This window comes from Peribacillus sp. NPDC097675 (assembly GCF_050277655.1).
In the GTDB taxonomy this organism is placed as follows: Bacteria; Bacillota; Bacilli; order Bacillales; family DSM-1321; genus Peribacillus.
The window spans coordinates 339,413-359,062 of sequence record NZ_JBNNSK010000001.1; the positions used below are offsets into that span (position 1 = coordinate 339,413).

Below are 19,650 nucleotides of genomic sequence, written 5' to 3' on the forward strand. Positions count from 1 at the left end.
AGAGGGGGAAATGTGAAATGAATACGAATGAATTGATTGAGGAAGCTAAAAAGGCTAGGGAGAAGGCTTATGTCCCTTATTCGAAGTTTAAAGTAGGCGCTGCATTATTAACGGCCGATGGTAAGGTTTATCATGGTTGTAATATCGAAAATGCAGCTTACAGCATGTGCAACTGTGCGGAAAGAACCGCATTATTCAGTGCGTATGCCCATAATGACAAGCAGTTCACGAAACTAGCGGTGGTGGCAGATACTGACCGACCGGTTTCCCCTTGTGGAGCTTGCAGGCAAGTTATCTCAGAACTATGCGATCAAGACATGGTTGTCGTTTTAACCAACTTGAAAGGTGATACCAAAGAACTAACAGTACAGGAATTGCTTCCAGGAGCTTTTTCACCGGAGGATCTAAATGAATAAATTAGTTAACGATACACAGGTAAAAGGATACAAATCAGGTTTCATCTCCATCATTGGCCGTCCAAATGTCGGCAAAAGTACATTTTTGAACCGAGTAATCGGCCAGAAAATCGCAATCATGAGCGATAAACCACAAACAACTAGAAATAAGGTGCAAGGTGTCCTTACGCAAAATGATTCACAAATGATTTTCATTGATACACCGGGCATTCATAAACCAAAGCATAAGCTTGGCGACTTTATGATGAAGGTAGCGACAAATACCTTGAAAGAGGTCGATTTGATTCTGTTCATGATCAATGCGGAAGAAGGCTACGGTCGTGGTGATGAGTTTATCATTGAAAAACTACAAAGCGTTAAAACACCGGTTTTCCTTGTAGTCAATAAGATTGACACGATGCACCCTGATGAACTGCTGCCTATCATTGAAAAATACCAAAAACTATATCCATTCGCTGCCGTGGTGCCCATCTCAGCACTTGAAGGTAATAATGTGGATACACTGCTTGGTCAAATTAAGGAGCATCTACCTGAAGGTCCACAGTTTTACCCAGCCGATCAAGTAACAGACCATCCGGAACGTTTCATTATTTCTGAATTGGTTCGTGAAAAGGTGCTGCACTTGACTCGAGAAGAGATTCCGCATTCCGTGGCTGTCGTGATCGATTCAATTAAAAAAATGGATAACAGCGACACCATTAACGTTATGGCGACCATCATTGTCGAACGGGATTCACAAAAAGGAATCGTCATCGGTAAGCAAGGGAAAATGCTGAAAGAAGTCGGCAGCCGTGCGAGGATTGACATTGAGAACCTATTAGGTTCTAAAGTTTTCCTTGAATTATGGGTTAAAGTCCAAAAGGATTGGCGTAATAAAGCAAGCCAGTTACGTGATTTTGGATTCGATGAGAAAGAATATTAATTAACAAATTTTACGCTTCATGAAAGTGTGAAAAACGGCCAAGCTAATCTATAAGGACGGATATTTATCTTATTGCTAGTCACTATGAAAGGTGGGCTTTACATGTTGGATTTTACCTGGGAGTTATTTAGTGAGACAGGTAATGTGGACACCTATTTGCTTTATAAGGAGATAGAAGTCGAAAGGCAGGAAAGACCATTAGCATCGAATGAAGAGCTAGCTGATATTGATTTTCCTGTTTCTTAAGGATTAGCTTGGCAAGTATGGGTGGTGTCTTTTATGCTTCAAAAATGCGAAGGCATTGTCATAAGACGGACTGCATATGGAGAAAACAATAAAATTATTACGATTTATACCCGGGAGCTAGGGAAAATAGGGGTTATGGCAAGAGGGGCGAGCAAGCCAAACAGCAGGCTTGCCGCCGTGACCCAGCTTTTTTGCTCCGGGTATTTCCTTGTTACGACATCGAGCGGCCTTGGAGGACTACAGCAGGGAGAGATGGTCGACTCACTTCGTTTTATTAGGGAGGACCTGTTTGCCACTGCCTATGCTTCCTATATCGTGGAATTGCTCGATAAGAGCGTGGATGATAAGAAGGCAAATCCATATCTGTTTGAATTGCTTTCACAAACTTTGCATTACATAAATGAAGAATACGATGCTGAAGTATTGAAATTCATTTTCGAAATGAAAATGCTTCCTGTCAATGGGATTAATCCAGTATTGAACCAATGCGCTGTCTGCGGGGAGACCGAAGGGGAATTTGCTTTTTCTCTAAGGGAAGCCGGTTTTATTTGTCATCGCTGTTTGGATAAAGATCCCTATCATTATAAAATTTCACCTTCAGCTGTCAAACTCCTGAGAATTTTCTATTATTTTGATTTATCTAGGCTTGGAAACATATCCGTTAAACCGGAGACGAAAAAAGAATTGGCGAAAATCATTGATGCCTATTATGAAGAATATTCAGGGCTACATTTAAAGTCCAAAAAGTTCTTAAAGCAGATTGATTCAATGAAAGATATGTTTTAAGTTCGTACTATTGACATTCCTTGCTTGTTTGTATAAAATTTTAATCATCAAAATAAGAAGAATGCATTGATGGAAAAGAGTACCTGTCATTATTCATACAAGCGAACCCGGGATGGTGCAAGCCGGGATATGGAGATACAGGGAAGGGCGTTCCGGAGCATGATAGGTTTGAAAAGAGGCCGTTTCAATGACGGCAATTAGGGTGGAACCGCGGGTAAACTCTCGTCCCTATGCATTTACGCATAGGGACGGGAGTTTTTTGTTTGCCTAAGAAAATAACCGGTAAAAGAGAGTTCCCGTCCCTGAATTAACGTAAGCCGTTTTAAATAATCTGGAGGTGTACGATGAATATTCAAAATATGATTTTAACTTTGCAAAAGCATTGGTCTGAACAGGGCTGTATTTTAATGAATGCTTATGATGTCGAAAAAGGTGCCGGAACGATGAGTCCTTATACTTTCTTAAGAGCTATTGGACCAGAGCCATGGAGTGTTGCATACGTGGAGCCTTCACGTCGTCCTGCAGACGGTCGTTATGGAGAAAATCCTAACCGTCTTTACCAACATCACCAATTTCAAGTCATCATGAAGCCGTCTCCGGATAACATCCAGGAACTTTATTTGGATTCATTACGTAAGTTGGGCATTGATCCGCTTGAGCATGACATTCGCTTCGTTGAAGATAACTGGGAGAACCCGTCCCTTGGTTGTGCGGGTCTTGGCTGGGAAGTATGGCTGGATGGTATGGAAATTACCCAATTCACTTATTTCCAACAAGTAGGTGGTCTTGAGTGTAAGCCGGTTTCCGTCGAAATTACATACGGCATCGAACGTCTGGCATCATACATTCAGGAAAAAGAAAATGTTTTTGAACTTGAATGGACGGACGGATTTACGGTACGCGATATTTTTGGGCAACCGGAATACGAGCATTCGAAATATACATTCGAGACATCCGACCTTGATATGCTTTTCCAACTTTTCACGATGTATGAAAAGGAAGCACATCGTCAAATGGATGAAGGCCTTGTACATCCTGCCTATGACTATGTATTAAAATGTTCACATACTTTTAATCTTTTGGATGCGAGAGGTGCCATTTCAGTAACGGAGAGAACGGGTTATATTGCCCGTTGTCGTAACTTAGCGCGTAAGGTTGCTAAAACCTTCTATGAAGAGCGGGAAAAATTAGGATTCCCGATCCTGAAAGTGAAAGGGGAAAATACAAATGAGCAAGCGTGATTTGTTATTGGAAATTGGATTGGAAGAGCTACCGGCTCGTTTTGTTACAGCCTCTATGAAACAATTATCCGATAAAGTACAAAAATGGTTGAGCCAAAAAGCGATTGAATTTGGTGAAGTTGAAGAGTTTTCAACACCAAGACGTCTGGCGATATTGATAAAAGATGTAGCAGAGTCGCAAAAGGACATCGAAGAAGAGGCAAAAGGACCAGCTAAGAAAATTGCTGTGGACAGCGAAGGAAACTGGTCAAAAGCGGCATTAGGATTTGTAAGAGGCCAAGGCATGACGGCTGAAGATATATATTTTAAAGAACTTAAAGGCGTAGAATATGTTCATGTGAATAAATTCATCAAAGGACAGCCGACAGCACAACTATTATCTGAACTGCAGGACATCATAACTGGCATGACCTTCCCGAAAAATATGCGTTGGGCCAATCAAGAGCTTCGTTTTGTTCGTCCGATTAAATGGTTGATTGCTTTATTCGGGAAAGAAGTGGTTCCATTCACTATCGCTGACGTAGAAACGGGTAAAGAAACAAAAGGTCACCGGTTCCTAGGTGAAAGTGCAGTCATTGAAACTCCTGACCAATACGAAAAATCGCTAAACGAACAGTTTGTCATGGCTAATCCTGACAAACGTCGTCATATCATTTTAGAACAAATTAAAAACCTAGAACAAGAGAACGGCTGGATTATCCCAGTAGATGAAGATCTTCTGGAAGAAGTAAACAATTTAGTCGAATATCCAACTGTGTTATTTGGTCGTTTTGAAGAAGAATTTCTTGAACTTCCTTCACAGGTATTAATCACTTCGATGAAGGAGCACCAACGTTATTTCCCTGTAAAGGATCAAGAAGGAAAGCTGCTTCCTTTCTTCGTGACCGTTCGAAATGGGGATAACCGCCACTTGGATAAAGTATCAAAAGGGAACGAAAAAGTATTGCGTGCCCGTTTATCCGATGCGGATTTCTTCTACAAAGAAGATCAGAAAAAAGAGATTGCTGACGCTTTGAAGAAGCTTGATAGCATCGTGTACCATGAAGAAATCGGTACACTTGCCGAAAAAACGGGTCGTGTAACCGAAGTGACTGGTGCATTGGTGGATGCTTTAAATCTAAAAGTGGATAAAGAATTGGCGCTCCGTGCTGCCAAAATTGCCAAATTTGATCTCGTGAGTCATATGGTTTATGAGTTCCCTGAATTGCAAGGGTATATGGGTGAAAAATATGCCCTACTAAAAGGCGAAGCAAAGGAAGTAGCAGCTGCAATCAATGAACACTATATGCCACGCCATGCGGATGATGATGTACCGCCTTCTGAAATAGGGGCGCTCGTTAGTGTAGCTGAAAAAATCGATACACTTGCATCGTTCTTTGCTATTGGAGTAATCCCTACCGGTTCTCAAGATCCATATGCTTTAAGAAGGCAAGCGAGCGGAGTCGTTCAAATTCTAGCAGAGAAAAAATGGGATATTACTATAGAGGAATTAATCACTTTAGGTCTGAAAGGACTTGAAGCTAAAGGCCTTTTGAAACGTGATCTCGCAGATGTAAAATCGGATATGCATACCTTCTTTAAAGCACGTGTGAAGCATTTACTTCAGGAACTACACATTCGCTATGATCTAATTGACGCTGTCTTGCACAATGAAATGGGTTATATCCATTCTATTGTTGAACGGGCTCAGGTATTGGAAGCGAAAAAAGATGAAGCAGGCTTTAAAGAAAGTCTTGAAGCGTTAAGCCGTGTCATGAATATCGCGGTGAAATGCGACGATAAGGTAACGGTGAACCCAGCTGCCTTTGAAAATGAGCAGGAAAAAGCGATTTATGAGAAATTCGGCACTGTCGCTTCTCAGTATGCTAAAACAAATGATGAGATGGAGCATTTCGACTTGCTTATTTCGCTTCAAAGCGAAATCGAAGCTTATTTCGAGCATACTATGGTCATGGCAGACGATCAATCCGTACGTAATAATCGCCTATCGCTTATGAAAGAAATCAGCGATTTAGTGTCAAGTTTTGCGGCCGTGAATAAAATAATCCTTTCATAAATTCAATAATCGGAGCCCTTTTTGCTAAGGGTTTCCGATTAATAAACTAATATAAAGATGAAAACTGCTTTTATCAAATGATATAGTATATAATTATTACATAAAGATCCTTTGTTACTTTACTCTGCGAAAAGCAGTGGGGTGGTGATTACAATTCAATTGAATAAGCGTCAGGAACAGATTTTACAAATTGTTAAAGAGAATGGACCGATTACTGGGGAGCATATTGCAGATAGATTAAACCTTACGAGGGCAACGCTTCGTCCGGATTTGGCTATCTTAACGATGGCTGGCTTTCTCGATGCGCGACCGCGTGTCGGGTATTTTTATACAGGCCGCTCAGGTACACAGCTCTTGACAGATAGCCTGAACCATCTGTATGTACGAGACCATCAATCGATTCCGGTCGTTGTGGACGAGGGTATTTCTGTATACGATGCGATTGTCATGATGTTCTTGGAAGATGTCGGTACGATGTTTGTAGTGGATAAGCACGCTTTACTCGTTGGCGTACTTTCAAGGAAAGACTTGCTTCGTGCAAGTATAGGAAAGCAAGAACTTAATTCCATCCCGGTCAATATCATTATGACAAGGATGCCCAACATTACGATGTGTACCAAAGAAGATTTATTGATTGATGTTGCAAAGAAATTGATCGAGAAACAAATTGATTCATTACCTGTCGTTAAAGATACAGAAAAAGGTTATGAGGTAATTGGAAGAGTAACGAAAACCAATATAACAAAAGCATTCGTAGCTTTAGCTGATGAAGGCTATTAGGGGGCTTGCAAAGAGAATGACGGAGAATATGAACGGTTCTATTATATATGTTGTATCGGATTCAGTTGGGGAAACAGCGGAATTAGTAACAAAAGCAGCAGCTAGCCAGTTTTCTAGTTCTGCTTTTACGATTAAACGGATTCCGTATATTGAAGATGAACAAAACGTGGATGAAGTAATTTCATTGGCTAAATTGGATGGGGCAATCATTGCCTATACCCTTGTGAAGCCTGCTATTAGAGACTACATGAAAGCACAGGTGGAAAAAGAAAACCTGTCTGCTTATGACATTTTAGGACCGCTCATGGATATCCTTCAGGAAAGAACGTCTAAAGGACCTCTTAATGAGCCTGGGCTAGTAAGAAAGCTTGATGATGAGTATTTCAAACGGGTTGAAGCCATCGAGTTTGCCGTTAAATATGATGATGGACGAGATCCTCGTGGGATTTTACGCGCGGATATCGTGTTGGTTGGTGTTTCTCGCACGTCCAAAACACCTCTATCTCAATATTTAGCCCATAAACGTTATAAAGTGGCCAATGTGCCTTTAGTGCCAGAGGTGGAGCCACCAGAAGAACTATTCCTAGTGCCTCCTGAAAAATGTATTGGGTTAAAGATAAGTCCCGAAAAGTTAAACTATATTCGTAAAGAAAGATTAAAGTCACTTGGACTGAATGATCATGCCATATATGCAAATGTAGAGCGTATCAAAGAAGAGTTGACATACTTTGATAAAATTATTTCGAGGCTGGACTGTCCAATCATTGATGTTACGAATAAAGCAGTCGAAGAAACAGCCAATCTAATTATGAATATCCTACAAAATAAAAATCGGTGATAGATAGATTTTCTAAAATGGAAATCAATGAAAATGTGAGCTGGACACTTTTAGTGTTAGCTCACATTTTCAGCTTAAGGACGAATGGAATATCAATGTAAAATATAGAATATATTTACATAGTTTTTTCTTTTATTAAAATATTCACAACCTGATTTTTGTGGAAATAAAATACTACATCTAATTGATAGCATCTTTTAATAAAATAGATTATAATAAAAAATTGTGAGAAAAAACTAATCTTAAGGTTTAGACTTAATTATTAAGGAATAAACTAAGGATTATAAGAAGTCAAGGTTTTATCATAAAAAAATTCGACATATTCAGTATAATTGATACTGACTTGAGATTAAGTGGGGTTACCGCCTGTTTTAAGGAGACATAAGTAAGAAGTCATTTGAAAACTTAGCATATGTCCTTCAAGATTGGTTTTGTGAACTTCATTATATCTCGATAAAGTTTAGGGGAGAAAAAGGATTATGCAGAATGATGTAGAATTAAAAGGTATGATAATTAAACCAATGATACATGTTGATGCCGATGCATGTCCGGTGAAAGATGAAATCCTTCATTGTGCAAGACGGTACGATGTCGATGTCTGTTTTGTTGCATCGTATAAAAATATGATGAACAATCCGGAAGGCAAATGGGTATATGTCGATGCAGATAAGGAAGCAGCAGATCTTCATATAGTGAATTCAGTAAAAAAGGGTGATATTGTTGTTACTGCAGATATTGGATTAGCTGGTACCTTGCTACCTAAAAGCGTTTATGTTCTATCCCCAAGGGGAAAAGAATACACAAACGAAAATATTTCCATGCTTTTAGACATGCGTTATCAGTCAGCAAAACTTCGCAGGCAAGGTAAGCATACGAAAGGACCGAAAGCCTTTACAAAGGATGATCGAACAAATTTTACAAATAAACTTTTGAAAACTTTGTCGAACTTTGCAGGGAATCCGGATTCAATATCGAATTAAAAAACTATCACCAAAATTGCAAGGTGAAAAAATGACAAATGGTCGTATAGAAGATGAAAAGATAAATCAGATTAGAGAAGCAGTGGATATCGTCGATTTGATTGGGGAATATGTTCAGCTGAAAAAACAAGGGCGGAATTATTTCGGTCTTTGTCCTTTTCATGGCGAAAACTCTCCATCATTTTCCGTTTCGACAGAGAAGCAAATTTTCCATTGTTTTGGTTGTGGAGCTGGCGGAAATATTTTTACCTTCTTAATGGATATAGAAGGTTATAATTTTGTGGAATCTGCAAAGGTCTTGGCCGAAAAAGGGAATGTGCCTTTAGAAGTTGAAATAAATAAGGATTCCAAACGGTCGAATATGCCGGCAGGGTCTCAACAGATGCTAGAAGCCCATGACTTGCTTCGAAAGTTTTACAATCATCTTCTCGTAAATACGAAGGAAGGCCAGGAAGCTCTGGAGTATCTCCTTGATAGAGGATTTACCGAAGAAACGATTGAAAAGTTCCAAATCGGTTATTCACTGGACTCATGGGACTTTGTTTCCAAGTTTCTCTTAAAAAGAGGCTTTCCACCCGAGTTTATGGAACAGGCTGGGCTTATTATTTACAGAGAAAAAGATGAGTCATACTTTGACCGTTTCAGAAATAGAGTCATGTTTCCAATTATGGATCATCAAGGGAATACGATTGCGTTTTCGGGCAGAGCAATGGGGGATGATGAGCCCAAATATCTGAATAGCCCCGAAACACCGATCTTTAATAAAAGTAAAACTTTATATAATTTCCATCATGCGAGGCCACACATACGCAAAAAAGAACAAGTCGTGATTTTCGAGGGCTTTGCCGACTGTATTTCAGCAGTCCGTGCTGGAGTAGAGAATTCGGTTGCTACGATGGGGACCGCTCTAACCGATCAGCATATCCAGCTTCTAAAAAGGAATACAGACCAGATTTTAATCTGTTATGATTCAGATTCCGCAGGTTTGAATGCGGCCAACCGTGCGGTTAATATGTTACAGGAAGCTGACTTTACCGTTAAGGTAGCACTAATGCCTGATAATATGGACCCCGATGACTACATAAAGGAATTCGGTGAGAAAAGCTTCGTTTCTGAAGTAATAGGGGCCAGTTTAACCTACATGGCATTCAAAATGCATTATTTACGTCGAGGAAAAAACGTGAATAATGAAGGAGATCGAATTCAGTATATCGAAGAAGTCCTTAAAGAAATTTCGCGTTTGCCAAGTGCAGTGGAGAGGGATCATTATCTTCGGCAGCTATCCTCTGAATTCACGCTCTCATTGGATGCACTAGAACAGCAACAGCGACAGGTATTTTTTGCAGAACGTAAAAAGGGCACACTACCTCAGCCTGCTGCTCAAAAGAAAATGACCCTGCAATATGAGCATAAATTAAAACCTGCTCACCACAATGCTGAGATTAAGTTGATTGCCCATATGCTTAAAAGCAGGGAATTGACCTATAAAATTCAACAGTTACTTGGACAAACAGTCTTTCATGTAGATGAACATCAGGCCATCATCACGTATTTATATGCTTTCTATGAAGATGGACACGAGCCTGATCCAAGCTTTTTCCTAACTTATTTACCGGATCCAAACTTGAGAAGGATCGTTTCGGAAATAGAAATGATGTCAGTGAATGAGGAAGTTTCCGATAAAGAACTGACTGATTGTATAAATCAAGTGTTGAAATATGAAAAGATGTTAAAGATAAAAGAAAAGCAGGCGGAAGAAAAAGATGCGGTGAGACGCAGTGATTATGTGGCTGCTGCAAAAATTGCGATGGAAATCATAAAGTTGCGAAAAATGTTGTAAGTTGTTTAGGTGTAAGTCTTGGAAGGAGGGGAACTAATGGCTGAAAAACCAGCACGTTCCAAACAAGTTGATAATGAATTTAGCCTTGAACAGGTTAAAGAAAAATTAATAGAGCTAGGTAAAAAAAGAGGCTCTTTGACCTTAGAAAAAATCGCCGAAAAAATTGGCGGTTTCGAATTAGACTCCGATCAAATGGATGAGTTCTATGAGGTGCTAGCTGAAAATGGAATCGAAATTCTCACGGATGGTGAGGAAGAAGATGATGAAGATGATCCAGATTCCAAAAAACTTGCAAAAGAAGAGGAATTTGACTTAAATGATTTAAGTGTTCCCCCTGGCGTTAAAATCAATGACCCTGTCCGTATGTATTTGAAAGAAATCGGTCGTGTTGACCTTCTGTCGGCAGAAGAGGAAATCTCTTTAGCAATGCGAATCGAAGAAGGGGACGAAGAGGCGAAGCGTCGTCTAGCTGAAGCCAATCTCCGTCTAGTAGTCAGCATAGCTAAACGTTATGTAGGTCGTGGTATGCTTTTCCTTGATTTAATTCAAGAAGGGAACATGGGACTTATCAAGGCGGTAGAGAAATTCGATTACCGTAAAGGATACAAGTTCAGTACGTATGCAACATGGTGGATTCGTCAGGCCATTACTCGTGCAATAGCCGACCAAGCAAGAACTATCCGTATACCGGTGCATATGGTAGAGACAATCAATAAATTGATTAGGGTTCAAAGGCAGCTCCTTCAAGATCTTGGACGTGAACCTTCTCCAGAGGAAATTGCAGAAGATATGGATTTAACTCCGGAAAAAGTCCGTGAAATCTTGAAAATTGCTCAAGAGCCAGTTTCCTTGGAAACGCCAATTGGTGAAGAAGATGATTCACACTTAGGTGATTTCATTGAAGACCAAGACGCAACTTCTCCATCTGAGCATGCAGCATATGAATTGCTGAAAGAACAGCTTGAAGATGTGTTGGACACACTGACAGATCGTGAAGAAAATGTCTTGCGACTTCGTTTTGGCCTAGACGACGGCCGTACACGCACTCTAGAAGAGGTGGGTAAAGTGTTTGGAGTTACCCGCGAGCGTATCCGTCAAATCGAAGCTAAGGCACTACGCAAGCTTAGACATCCAAGCCGTAGTAAACGCTTGAAAGATTTCCTAGAATAGAATAATGCCCTATACAGAGCCCTCTTTGAATGCCCAGCGTTCTGGAGCGGCTCTTTTTTTAGCTATTGACTCACCGAAAGGGAAATTCCCTAGGGTAAATGCAAAAATACTCGTTAATTTACTCACATAAAGAACAGAACGACATGAGGATGTGTATTCATGGATGAAACAAGAAAGAAAATCATCATTCAAGAAATTAACTCCTGGAAGGAAAGCCGTATGCTTCCGGAACAATATTGCAATTATTTACTAGCCTTGTATAGTCAAGGTGAAGCTCAACCTGTTCAGTCCATGAAAAACAAAAAAGAAAAGAAAGGACTATTTACTGGATTGGCAATGGGTGCTCTTTTTTTTATTGTTGTATTTTTGAATTATTTTACTGAAATATCCATCATAATGCAAATGGCCGTGACAACTTTCTCGATCATCGCTTTTCTTTTTTTAATTCGTCGCTTCATTTACAAGAATATCCTTTTACAGTTCTCATTAATAGGATTGTCATTATTATTGTTAATGGAAACGGTGCAAGTCAGTGAGTTATTTGCTCCAGGAAAGAGAAGTATCCTATACCTCTGTTTATTTTTTAATTGCGGGCTTTGGATATGGATTGGCAAAAAGCATAAGTTGCTCTATTTTTCTATCGCAGGTTTTCTGGGATTGGTTGTAATCGCTTATTTTTTATTGATATAATTAAATTTGGAAAACTTGTTTACTTTTACTTAATAGGGGTATTATGGAAAAATGTACAATAAATTCAAAATAGTTCGAAATTATACATAAACTTTTGACGAAATTAAGAAAAAATATAATATATTCTATTTTTGGCTTTTACTTGAAACTCTTTTCGAGTAAAATAATATATAGCAATTTGTATATAATATTAAATATGGTAAGTTTAGGTTTTACATAGGGGAGGAAATACTATGAATCGCAATCCAGTCATGCCTTTTATTATTATTATGGTTTTTGGTATTGGGCTTATGTTTTTACTTTCTTTCAAAGGCTTAGGCGATGCTAAGGACCTTGCTAAAGAAAAAGAAGGTGGCGAAAAGACGGAGGAAAAAGAAACGGCCTCATCTTCACCTGAAGACATCTACAAACAAAATTGTATCTCATGTCATGGTAATGCCTATCAAGGTGGGGTTGGTCCAGCCTTAAAAGGTGTGGGAGACCGCCTATCGGAAGCAGAAGTTAAAGAGGTTATTACCAATGGTCGAGGAGCTATGCCTCCAGGTTTAGTTGAAGAATCGAACCTGGATGCGATGGCCAAGTACATTCACGGGTTAAAATAGTCATGAAGCTGATTCAAAACGGATAATTCGTTTTGGGTCAGCTTTTCTTTTATTCCTATTTATGTGTTGGAAGCCTACAAATCCCCCTCGTTCTGTAATTTTCCCTTGGAACTTGTTATAATCTAATGGGAAACGAACGTTATAAAATATGAATATGAAATAAGAGAGTTGATATTATAATGAATCATGAGAAATTATCAAAGAGATTAGAAAGTGTTGCATTACATATACCGAAAGGAAGCATTCTAGCTGATATCGGATCCGATCATGCTTATCTACCTTGTTATGCGGTAACCAATGGCCACTGCGATCATGCTATAGCTGGTGAGGTAGTGGAGGGTCCTTATCAGTCCGCTCTTAAACAAGTGAAGTCGACTGGATTATCTGACGTCATAGAAGTACGTAAAGGTGATGGGCTAGAGGTATTGAAACCAGACGAAGCTACATGCATTACCATTGCAGGTATGGGCGGGACATTGATCTCAAGTATATTGGAAAATGGCAAAGGAAAGTTGGGGAAGGCAGAGAGACTGATTCTTCAACCCAATGTTGGGGAAGTCAACGTGCGTAACTGGCTATTTGCTAACGGTTGGGAATTAATCGATGAGGATATTTTGGAGGAAGACGGAAAAATCTATGAAATCCTGATTGCTGAAAAAGGAGATCCCCTTCAACCTTATCATGAAAATAAGCAAGTTGGGCTGATGTTTGGTCCGTTTTTACTCAAGAAATTCAGTGATACCTTCATAAAGAAATGGCAACATGAGAAGCGTCACTTTGAAAGAATCATTGAGCAATTGGATGCAAGTGGCCGAAGTGGGTTAGAAGCGAAACGGCGGGAATTAGAAGTGCAGGTTAATCTCATCGAGGAGGTGCTCAAAGGATGAAAAAAGCTAATGGTATGCAGATAATCGAAATGTTTGAGCAGTTTTCCCCGAAACGATATGCTATGGATGGAGATCCAATCGGACTTCATGTCGGTCAATTGAATAAGCCTGTTTCGAAAGTGATGATTGCACTGGACGTCCTTGAAGAAGTCGTGGATGAAGCGATAGAAAAGGGTGTCGAGCTGATTATTGCTCATCATCCCCTGATCTATCGGCCATTGAAGAAAATTGATACAACAAATGCTAGTGGCCGAATCATCGAGAAACTAATCAAGCACGATATTGCCGTATATGCTGCACATACCAACTTGGATGTGGCTAAAGGTGGCGTGAATGATTTACTTGCCGATGCACTGCAACTGCAAAATACAGAGGTCCTCGTCCCCACCCATGAAATCCCTCTAATGAAATTGGTTGTGTATGTACCAAAGGAAGACGAAGAAAAGGTAAGACAAGCATTGGGAAATGCGGGAGCGGGTTCGCTAGGGAATTATAGCTACTGTTCGTTTACTGTTGAGGGTACAGGGCGCTTCTTACCGGGTGAAGGAAGTAAGCCGTCAATCGGTTCACAAGGCAAGCTTGAAAGTGTTTCCGAAGTGCGGATTGAAAGTATATTCCCTAAAACTATTGAAAAGACATTACTTTCCGCTATGATTAAAGCTCATCCGTATGAGGAAGTGGCTTATGATATTTATAAGTTGGAGAACAAAGGTGAATCCTTGGGATTAGGGAAAATTGGAGTGCTCGCTGAAGAAATGACCCTCGAACAATTTGCAGAGCATGTGAAAAAGACACTTGAAGTGGATAAGGTTCGTGTGGTTGGAGACCTGAACAGTACAATAAAAAAAGTCGCGGTCCTTGGTGGAGATGGAAATAAATATTTCACGACCGCTAAATTCAAGGGTGCCGATGTATATGTAACAGGTGATATGTATTATCATACGGCTCACGATGCCATGGCAATCGGTTTGAATATTGTGGATCCGGGTCATAATGTCGAGAAAGTGATGAAAAAAGGTGTAGCAAGAACTTTGGAAAAGATGTGCGGTGATAAAAACTTGGATGTCGAATTCATATCTTCTGAAATCAATACAGACCCTTTTAGATTTATTTAAGAGGACAAAAAAAGACAGCCACGGTGGCTGCCTTTTTTTTAAGATTTTTTCACTTTGATTTTAGGTAAGATTTTATGCAGTGGTGTTTTCTTAACGGTATTCCAAGTCGATTCGTCATTAGGTTCATATTGTTCCAGGAATGTTATGACCTCTTTTGTAATCGGAGTTGGTGTAGACGCTCCGGAAGTGACAGCCACTGTTTTTGCGTCTTTTAGCCACTCGAGGTTCAGCTCGGAAATATCGGCAATGCGATACGCTGTGGTGCTTGCAATTTCTTCAGATACTTGTGCAAGTCGATTGGAGTTATTACTTTTTGGATCACCGACAACGATTAAAACATCTGCTTCTCCGGCTTGTTGGGCCACAGCCTCTTGACGGACCTGTGTAGCTAAACAAATTTCCTTATGGACTTCAGAATGTGGGAACTTCTCTTTCACTTTTTCCATAATGTCCACGACATCCCATTGGCTCATTGTCGTTTGATTGGTCACGATGATTTTTTCGCTATTTAACGACAAGGCTTCGACATCATCGGCATTTTGTACAAGGTGAACGACATCAGGAGCTACACCAACAGCTCCCTCTGGCTCAGGGTGACCTTTTTTGCCGATATAGATAATTTGATATCCTTCTGCTTCTTTTTCCCTAATCAAGTCGTGTGTAGCGGTAACGTCCGGGCAAGTTGCATCAAGTGTGACAAGGCCTTTTTCCTTTGCAATCTTTCGGATTTCAGGAGAAACACCGTGAGCCGTAAAGATGACAGTTCCCTTTTCAACCTGATTGATGATTTCATTTCGGTTGCTGCCGTCGAGCGTTATGATTCCTTCTTCTTCAAAAGCGTCGGTAACATGCTTGTTATGAACGATCATTCCTAAGATGTAAATAGGACGTGGCAAGGTTTTATCTAAAGCCGCATTCCTGGCAATGACCATGGCATCCACTACACCATAGCAATAGCCGCGCGGGGAGATTTTATTTACTTTCATCTATGTGTCCTCCTTCAAAGGCAAGAAACTTACGTTTATACCTTTCTATTATATAAGACCATAGATGATTTTACAAAATATCATATTTCATGATTGTTGCCACCGAATGAATTGTTTATTGGCTAAATATAAAGCTTAGGACCAGAGGTTCTACTTCTTTTCTTTTGTGGACGAACTTCGGTTGCCGGTTCAACAACGATATCCGATTCACGCATATCATTCTTCAGGGTTGGTTCCTGGGCTACTGTAGCTGTAGTTACCGGCTTATTTTCTTCTGCTGGTGTTTCTGTGTTTTCACTGGATATACTGCGGAAAACCTTCCACATGGAGGGCAAGTTTTTGATTACGGGACCATATTGCTGAACCATTGGAGTGAATTGTTCGGCTGCTTGGAGTACCTTTTGCGTATTATTGAGCATATTGTTGATCGAATCCGGTTTAGTCAAATTATCCAGGATTCCGCCGCCGCTACTTCTTGAAGAAGAATTATTTGTAGTGGAGCCGGCTGGTGCGAATAAGTTAGGTGGCGCGGCATTTTGTTTGGATTTACCTAGTATTCTGGATAATAGTCCTTCTTTCTTCGGAGGTAGCTGATCGTTTCTTTGTTGTTGATTGTTTGGACCCCGAAAAGCTTGTGGTCCCTGAAAGCCCTGAGACCTTCCTTGCCCCATTCTCATTGGCTGCGAAAAGTTGTTGGGTGGCTGTTGTGGTCCCCAAAATGGTCCAGGTGGTTGCATCCTTCGGCCATTAGGTTGTTGGAAACCAGGACCAGGGGGGCGATTTCTATCTGGAAACATAGGTTTCACCTCCTTATGTTTATATGCTGATGTGTTCCTCCATATAAATTATGCAACATGACAAAAAAGGTTTGAGGAAAGAAGAGATGGTATGTTGTGAAGTGGCCGGAAAGAAGGTAAGATGGTAACGGTAGTCTTTTTGCTCCATGTCTGCGGGGGATACGCTATGACCAGGACAGGTGCTTTTCTTTTGCAAGAGTCCATTGAGAGAACTGACCAGGCGCTTGCGCTTTTTGTATAATCCAGCTTCAGCACCTAGCTCGCTGTGAAAAAGATGATTGGCCTCATAAGGCAAAGAACGCCTTACGGTCCACTCCCTATTTTCTTCACGAGCTATCAAGGCGCTTGCGCTTTTTGTATAATCCAGCTTCAGCACCTAGCTCGCTGTGAAAAAGATGATTGGCCTCATAAGGCAAAGAACGCCTTGCGGTCCACTCCCTATTTTCTTCACGAGCTGACCAGGCGCTTGCGCTTTTTGTATAATCCAGCTTCAGCGCCTAGCTCGCTGTGAAAAAGACGATTGGCCTCATAAGGCAAAGAACGCCTTACGGTCCACTCCCTATTTTCTTCACGAGCTATCAAGGCGCTTGCGCTTTTTGTATAAAATTTATTATAATAATAAGACGTGTCTAATGAAAGACAAGAATAAAGGAGATATTTGATGAAACAAAACCAATTTGAACGATTTAATTTGAAGAGCTACATTCTAGATGCAGTTCGTACTCTAGGGTTCGATAAGCCGACGGAAATACAAGAACGCGTGCTCCCGTCGCTTTTAAAGGGAAGTAGCTTAATTGGACAGTCGCAGACAGGTACAGGGAAGACTCATTCCTATTTGCTGCCGATTATGAATAAGCTTGATGCTGGGAAAAACGAAGTTCAAGCGATTATTTCCGCACCAACCCGTGAATTAGCGAATCAAATCTATAAAGAAGCTTTGAAAATTGCGGAACATTTCCCTGAGGAAGAGCAAATTCAAGTACGTTGCTATATCGGTGGTACCGATAAACAGCGGATGATCGATAAATTGAAAACACAGCCACAGTTAGTCATTGGTACTCCAGGAAGAATCAAGGACTTGGTTGAGGCTCAGGCACTTCAGGTATATACAGCTTCGATGCTGGTGGTTGATGAAGCGGACCTTATGCTTGATATGGGCTTCCTAGAAGATGTTGATCAATTTGCTTCACGTATGGCCGAAAAAATTCAAATGCTTGTTTTTTCTGCAACCATTCCGGAGAAATTAAAGCCGTTCCTGAATAAATACATGGAAAACCCGAAATATGTCCAAGTGAATCCTAAACAGGCGACAGCTGCTAAAATTGAACATGTCCTGATACCACTTCGTCATCGTAACAGAGAACAGTTACTGCATGACATCATCGTTCGTTATAATCCGTATTTGGCTATTGTTTTCACCAATACGAAAAAAATGGCGGATCATGTGGCTAATTCGCTAATTGAAAAAGGCTTGAAAGTTGGCCGAATTCATGGGGACTTATCGCCTCGTGACCGTAAAAAAATGATGAAACAAATCAATGACTTAGAATATCAATTCATCGTTGCAACCGATTTGGCTTCTCGTGGAATTGATATTGAAGGTGTCAGTCATGTCATCAATTATGAATTACCGACGGACTTGGATTTCTATATTCATAGGACTGGAAGGACTGCCCGTGCTGGATATTCAGGGGTGGCCGCAACCATTTATGGTACGTCTGATGAAGATGCCCTGAACCGCCTTGAAAAGATGGGAGTCGAATTCCATGATGCCGATATTCAAAATGGCGAATGGGTTGATTTAGAAGAACGGAATAAACGGAAAAACCGTAAGAAACAGAAATCCGACATAGATGTTAAGGCTAGCAGACATGTTAAGAAGCCATCTAAAGTTAAGCCTGGTTATAAGAAGAAAATTCAACGTGATGTTGAAAACTTTAAAAAACGCGAACGCCGTATACAAAGAAAGAAATGAAAAGGGAGTAATTAAATGCTGAAGATTGGGTCGCATGTGTCAATGAGCGGGAAAAATATGCTACTTGCTGCGAGTCAGGAAGCGGTTTTATATGGTTCCAACACTTTCATGGTCTATACAGGAGCCCCGCAAAATACGAGACGTAAGAAAATCGAGGATTTGAATATTGAAGCAGGTAGATTGCATATGGACGAAAATGGAATCAGTGATATTGTGGTTCATGCCCCATATATAATCAATATAGCGAATACGACAAATCCAGCCACTTTTGAGCTAGGGGTCAATTTTTTACGCAGTGAAATAGACCGGACTGAAGCGATAGGATCACGGCAAATTGTCCTTCATCCTGGAGCCCATGTCGGTGCAGGTAGTGAAGTCGGCATCAAAAGGATCATTGAAGGTCTAAATGAAGTGCTTTCCGCTGATGATAAAGTGCAAATTGCCCTTGAAACGATGGCGGGTAAGGGTACAGAATGTGGCCGAACTTTTGAAGAATTAGCAATGATCATGGATGGTGTAACCCATAATGATAAGCTATCTGTATGCTTCGATACTTGTCATACACATGATGCTGGATATAATATCGTCGAAGATTTTGATGGCGTCCTGAATGAATTCGACAAAGTGGTCGGAATCGAGCGAATAAAGGTACTCCATATTAACGACAGTAAAAATGTACGTGGTGCGCATAAGGACCGTCACGAAAACATTGGTTTTGGCCATATTGGCTTCAAAGCATTGAATGACGTTGTCCATCATCCACAATTAGTCGATATTCCAAAAATCTTGGAAACTCCTTTTGTTGGAGAGGACAAAAAGGATAAAAAGGCACCGTATAAATTCGAAATCGATATGTTTAAGAACAAGCAATTCGATGAGGGTTTACTGGAAAAAATCATGTTGCAATTGTAAGTAGTAGAGGAGAAGGGACGATTCATCGACATGACGATGAATCGTCCCTTCTTTTACATAAGAATGAATCATTTCATATTTTTTGGTTATAAGTTGGCGGTAAGGTTGTTGAATAGAGTTTCGATTGCCCGGGCCGTATTGGCTCCGGCTACTTGAGTGATTTGGCCCAGAACATTTTGCCGTTGACGAATGTCGAAAATATTGATGTTTTTACCGGCCAGCAAGGCAGTAATATCATATGCTTGTTTTTGGGTTAAGCTAATCTGATGTTGTCTTGCAAGGGACAGTAGTTCATCTGGACGTATCTGATTTATTTTATGGTTGACCATCATTTCAAATAATTTCACACGATCTCCTCCTCCTTTAAAACATATGAAGGAAGATAGGGTATGTGAACTTGAAACTTTTGGG

21 protein-coding genes and 1 other annotated feature are annotated in these 19,650 nt (G+C 40.4%); of the genes, 17 read left to right on the top strand and 4 right to left on the bottom strand.

Annotated elements, in window-relative coordinates; genetic code table 11:
* Positions 1-17: 17 nt before the first annotated feature.
* From ACQKL5_RS01640 to ACQKL5_RS01710, 15 genes are all read left to right on the top strand, one after another.
* Positions 18-416 carry a cytidine deaminase gene (locus tag ACQKL5_RS01640; protein WP_427606275.1) on the top strand — a complete coding sequence of 133 codons (399 nt, stop codon included), beginning with the start codon at positions 18-20 and terminating at the stop codon, positions 414-416.
* Positions 409-1,338 (top strand): GTPase Era, encoded by a 930-nt coding sequence (gene era / locus ACQKL5_RS01645; protein WP_427606277.1) that lies wholly within the window; start codon positions 409-411, stop codon positions 1,336-1,338. Before ACQKL5_RS01640 ends, era begins: the two co-directional genes overlap by 8 nt.
* A gap of 102 nt (positions 1,339-1,440) precedes the next feature.
* On the top strand, positions 1,441-1,584 hold the full coding sequence (locus ACQKL5_RS01650) for a YqzL family protein (RefSeq protein WP_427606279.1): 144 nt from the start codon (positions 1,441-1,443) through the stop codon (positions 1,582-1,584).
* A 33-nt stretch (positions 1,585-1,617) separates the two neighbouring features.
* Positions 1,618-2,370: a DNA repair protein RecO gene (recO, locus tag ACQKL5_RS01655; protein WP_427606281.1), complete on the top strand. Its 753-nt coding sequence runs from the start codon at positions 1,618-1,620 to the stop codon at positions 2,368-2,370.
* 57 nt (positions 2,371-2,427) lie between these two features.
* Positions 2,428-2,603: a binding site (T-box leader), on the top strand.
* A gap of 111 nt (positions 2,604-2,714) precedes the next feature.
* The gene (gene glyQ / locus ACQKL5_RS01660) at positions 2,715-3,611 is read left to right on the top strand and encodes a glycine--tRNA ligase subunit alpha (RefSeq protein ID WP_427606283.1); all 897 of its coding nucleotides are present in this window, start codon (positions 2,715-2,717) and stop codon (positions 3,609-3,611) included.
* Positions 3,598-5,667 (top strand): glycine--tRNA ligase subunit beta, encoded by a 2,070-nt coding sequence (glyS, locus tag ACQKL5_RS01665; protein WP_427606285.1) that lies wholly within the window; start codon positions 3,598-3,600, stop codon positions 5,665-5,667. Before glyQ ends, glyS begins: the two co-directional genes overlap by 14 nt.
* Positions 5,668-5,808: 141 nt before the next feature.
* Entirely contained in the window at positions 5,809-6,447 is a 639-nt protein-coding gene (locus ACQKL5_RS01670) for a helix-turn-helix transcriptional regulator (RefSeq protein WP_402965951.1), read from the top strand.
* A 16-nt stretch (positions 6,448-6,463) separates the two neighbouring features.
* Positions 6,464-7,285: a pyruvate, water dikinase regulatory protein gene (locus ACQKL5_RS01675; protein ID WP_427606287.1), complete on the top strand. Its 822-nt coding sequence runs from the start codon at positions 6,464-6,466 to the stop codon at positions 7,283-7,285.
* A 479-nt stretch (positions 7,286-7,764) separates the two neighbouring features.
* Positions 7,765-8,265: a YaiI/YqxD family protein gene (locus ACQKL5_RS01680; protein ID WP_427606289.1), complete on the top strand. Its 501-nt coding sequence runs from the start codon at positions 7,765-7,767 to the stop codon at positions 8,263-8,265.
* Between the two features lie 31 nt (positions 8,266-8,296).
* On the top strand, positions 8,297-10,105 hold the full coding sequence (gene dnaG, locus ACQKL5_RS01685; RefSeq protein WP_427606290.1) for a DNA primase: 1,809 nt from the start codon (positions 8,297-8,299) through the stop codon (positions 10,103-10,105).
* Between the two features lie 36 nt (positions 10,106-10,141).
* Positions 10,142-11,275 carry an RNA polymerase sigma factor RpoD gene (rpoD, locus tag ACQKL5_RS01690; RefSeq protein WP_402965939.1) on the top strand — a complete coding sequence of 378 codons (1,134 nt, stop codon included), beginning with the start codon at positions 10,142-10,144 and terminating at the stop codon, positions 11,273-11,275.
* 159 nt (positions 11,276-11,434) lie between these two features.
* On the top strand, positions 11,435-11,965 hold the full coding sequence (locus ACQKL5_RS01695; RefSeq protein ID WP_427606291.1) for a hypothetical protein: 531 nt from the start codon (positions 11,435-11,437) through the stop codon (positions 11,963-11,965).
* Positions 11,966-12,198: 233 nt separating this feature from the next.
* On the top strand, positions 12,199-12,567 hold the full coding sequence (gene cccA, locus ACQKL5_RS01700) for a cytochrome c550 (protein ID WP_427606292.1): 369 nt from the start codon (positions 12,199-12,201) through the stop codon (positions 12,565-12,567).
* Between the two features lie 179 nt (positions 12,568-12,746).
* Positions 12,747-13,454 carry a tRNA (adenine(22)-N(1))-methyltransferase gene (locus ACQKL5_RS01705; RefSeq protein ID WP_427606293.1) on the top strand — a complete coding sequence of 236 codons (708 nt, stop codon included), beginning with the start codon at positions 12,747-12,749 and terminating at the stop codon, positions 13,452-13,454.
* Positions 13,451-14,569, top strand: a complete 1,119-nt coding sequence (locus ACQKL5_RS01710; RefSeq protein WP_427606294.1) for a Nif3-like dinuclear metal center hexameric protein — start codon at positions 13,451-13,453, stop codon at positions 14,567-14,569. Before ACQKL5_RS01705 ends, ACQKL5_RS01710 begins: the two co-directional genes overlap by 4 nt.
* A gap of 38 nt (positions 14,570-14,607) precedes the next feature.
* On the opposite strand, the gene ACQKL5_RS01715 is transcribed toward ACQKL5_RS01710, so the two are convergent.
* The 3 genes from ACQKL5_RS01715 to ACQKL5_RS01725 all read right to left on the bottom strand — a co-directional run bounded on the left by ACQKL5_RS01715 (position 14,608) and on the right by ACQKL5_RS01725 (position 16,728).
* Positions 14,608-15,555, bottom strand: a complete 948-nt coding sequence (locus tag ACQKL5_RS01715) for a 4-hydroxy-3-methylbut-2-enyl diphosphate reductase (RefSeq protein ID WP_427606295.1) — start codon at positions 15,553-15,555, stop codon at positions 14,608-14,610.
* A gap of 122 nt (positions 15,556-15,677) precedes the next feature.
* Positions 15,678-16,352, bottom strand: a complete 675-nt coding sequence (gene vrrA / locus ACQKL5_RS01720) for a VrrA/YqfQ family protein (protein WP_427606296.1) — start codon at positions 16,350-16,352, stop codon at positions 15,678-15,680.
* Between the two features lie 19 nt (positions 16,353-16,371).
* The gene (locus ACQKL5_RS01725) at positions 16,372-16,728 is read right to left on the bottom strand and encodes a hypothetical protein (protein ID WP_427606297.1); all 357 of its coding nucleotides are present in this window, start codon (positions 16,726-16,728) and stop codon (positions 16,372-16,374) included.
* 285 nt (positions 16,729-17,013) lie between these two features.
* Here ACQKL5_RS01725 and ACQKL5_RS01730 point away from each other — a divergent pair, with 285 nt between their 5' ends.
* Positions 17,014-18,327 (top strand): DEAD/DEAH box helicase, encoded by a 1,314-nt coding sequence (locus ACQKL5_RS01730; protein ID WP_427606298.1) that lies wholly within the window; start codon positions 17,014-17,016, stop codon positions 18,325-18,327.
* Between the two features lie 15 nt (positions 18,328-18,342).
* Entirely contained in the window at positions 18,343-19,239 is an 897-nt protein-coding gene (locus ACQKL5_RS01735) for a deoxyribonuclease IV (protein ID WP_427606299.1), read from the top strand.
* Positions 19,240-19,325: 86 nt separating this feature from the next.
* On the opposite strand, the gene ACQKL5_RS01740 is transcribed toward ACQKL5_RS01735, so the two are convergent.
* On the bottom strand, positions 19,326-19,586 hold the full coding sequence (locus tag ACQKL5_RS01740) for a DUF2624 family protein (RefSeq protein WP_427606300.1): 261 nt from the start codon (positions 19,584-19,586) through the stop codon (positions 19,326-19,328).
* Positions 19,587-19,650: the final 64 nt, after the last annotated feature.

What these genes read in the sequence shown, in the direction of transcription:
- ACQKL5_RS01675 (WP_427606287.1), top strand. Translation starts at nt 6,464, where the DNA reads ATGACGGAGAATATGAACGGTTCTATTATATATGTTGTATCGGATTCA.
- rpoD (WP_402965939.1), top strand. Translation starts at nt 10,142, where the DNA reads ATGGCTGAAAAACCAGCACGTTCCAAACAAGTTGATAATGAATTTAGC.
- glyS (WP_427606285.1), top strand. Translation starts at nt 3,598, where the DNA reads ATGAGCAAGCGTGATTTGTTATTGGAAATTGGATTGGAAGAGCTACCG.
- ACQKL5_RS01710 (WP_427606294.1), top strand. Translation starts at nt 13,451, where the DNA reads ATGAAAAAAGCTAATGGTATGCAGATAATCGAAATGTTTGAGCAGTTT.
- ACQKL5_RS01680 (WP_427606289.1), top strand. Translation starts at nt 7,765, where the DNA reads ATGCAGAATGATGTAGAATTAAAAGGTATGATAATTAAACCAATGATA.
- ACQKL5_RS01695 (WP_427606291.1), top strand. Translation starts at nt 11,435, where the DNA reads ATGGATGAAACAAGAAAGAAAATCATCATTCAAGAAATTAACTCCTGG.
- dnaG (WP_427606290.1), top strand. Translation starts at nt 8,297, where the DNA reads ATGACAAATGGTCGTATAGAAGATGAAAAGATAAATCAGATTAGAGAA.
- ACQKL5_RS01715 (WP_427606295.1), bottom strand. Translation starts at nt 15,555, where the DNA reads ATGAAAGTAAATAAAATCTCCCCGCGCGGCTATTGCTATGGTGTAGTG.
- ACQKL5_RS01640 (WP_427606275.1), top strand. Translation starts at nt 18, where the DNA reads ATGAATACGAATGAATTGATTGAGGAAGCTAAAAAGGCTAGGGAGAAG.
- era (WP_427606277.1), top strand. Translation starts at nt 409, where the DNA reads ATGAATAAATTAGTTAACGATACACAGGTAAAAGGATACAAATCAGGT.
- ACQKL5_RS01730 (WP_427606298.1), top strand. Translation starts at nt 17,014, where the DNA reads ATGAAACAAAACCAATTTGAACGATTTAATTTGAAGAGCTACATTCTA.
- ACQKL5_RS01650 (WP_427606279.1), top strand. Translation starts at nt 1,441, where the DNA reads ATGTTGGATTTTACCTGGGAGTTATTTAGTGAGACAGGTAATGTGGAC.
- vrrA (WP_427606296.1), bottom strand. Translation starts at nt 16,352, where the DNA reads ATGTTTCCAGATAGAAATCGCCCCCCTGGTCCTGGTTTCCAACAACCT.
- ACQKL5_RS01735 (WP_427606299.1), top strand. Translation starts at nt 18,343, where the DNA reads ATGCTGAAGATTGGGTCGCATGTGTCAATGAGCGGGAAAAATATGCTA.
- glyQ (WP_427606283.1), top strand. Translation starts at nt 2,715, where the DNA reads ATGAATATTCAAAATATGATTTTAACTTTGCAAAAGCATTGGTCTGAA.
- ACQKL5_RS01705 (WP_427606293.1), top strand. Translation starts at nt 12,747, where the DNA reads ATGAATCATGAGAAATTATCAAAGAGATTAGAAAGTGTTGCATTACAT.
- cccA (WP_427606292.1), top strand. Translation starts at nt 12,199, where the DNA reads ATGAATCGCAATCCAGTCATGCCTTTTATTATTATTATGGTTTTTGGT.
- recO (WP_427606281.1), top strand. Translation starts at nt 1,618, where the DNA reads ATGCTTCAAAAATGCGAAGGCATTGTCATAAGACGGACTGCATATGGA.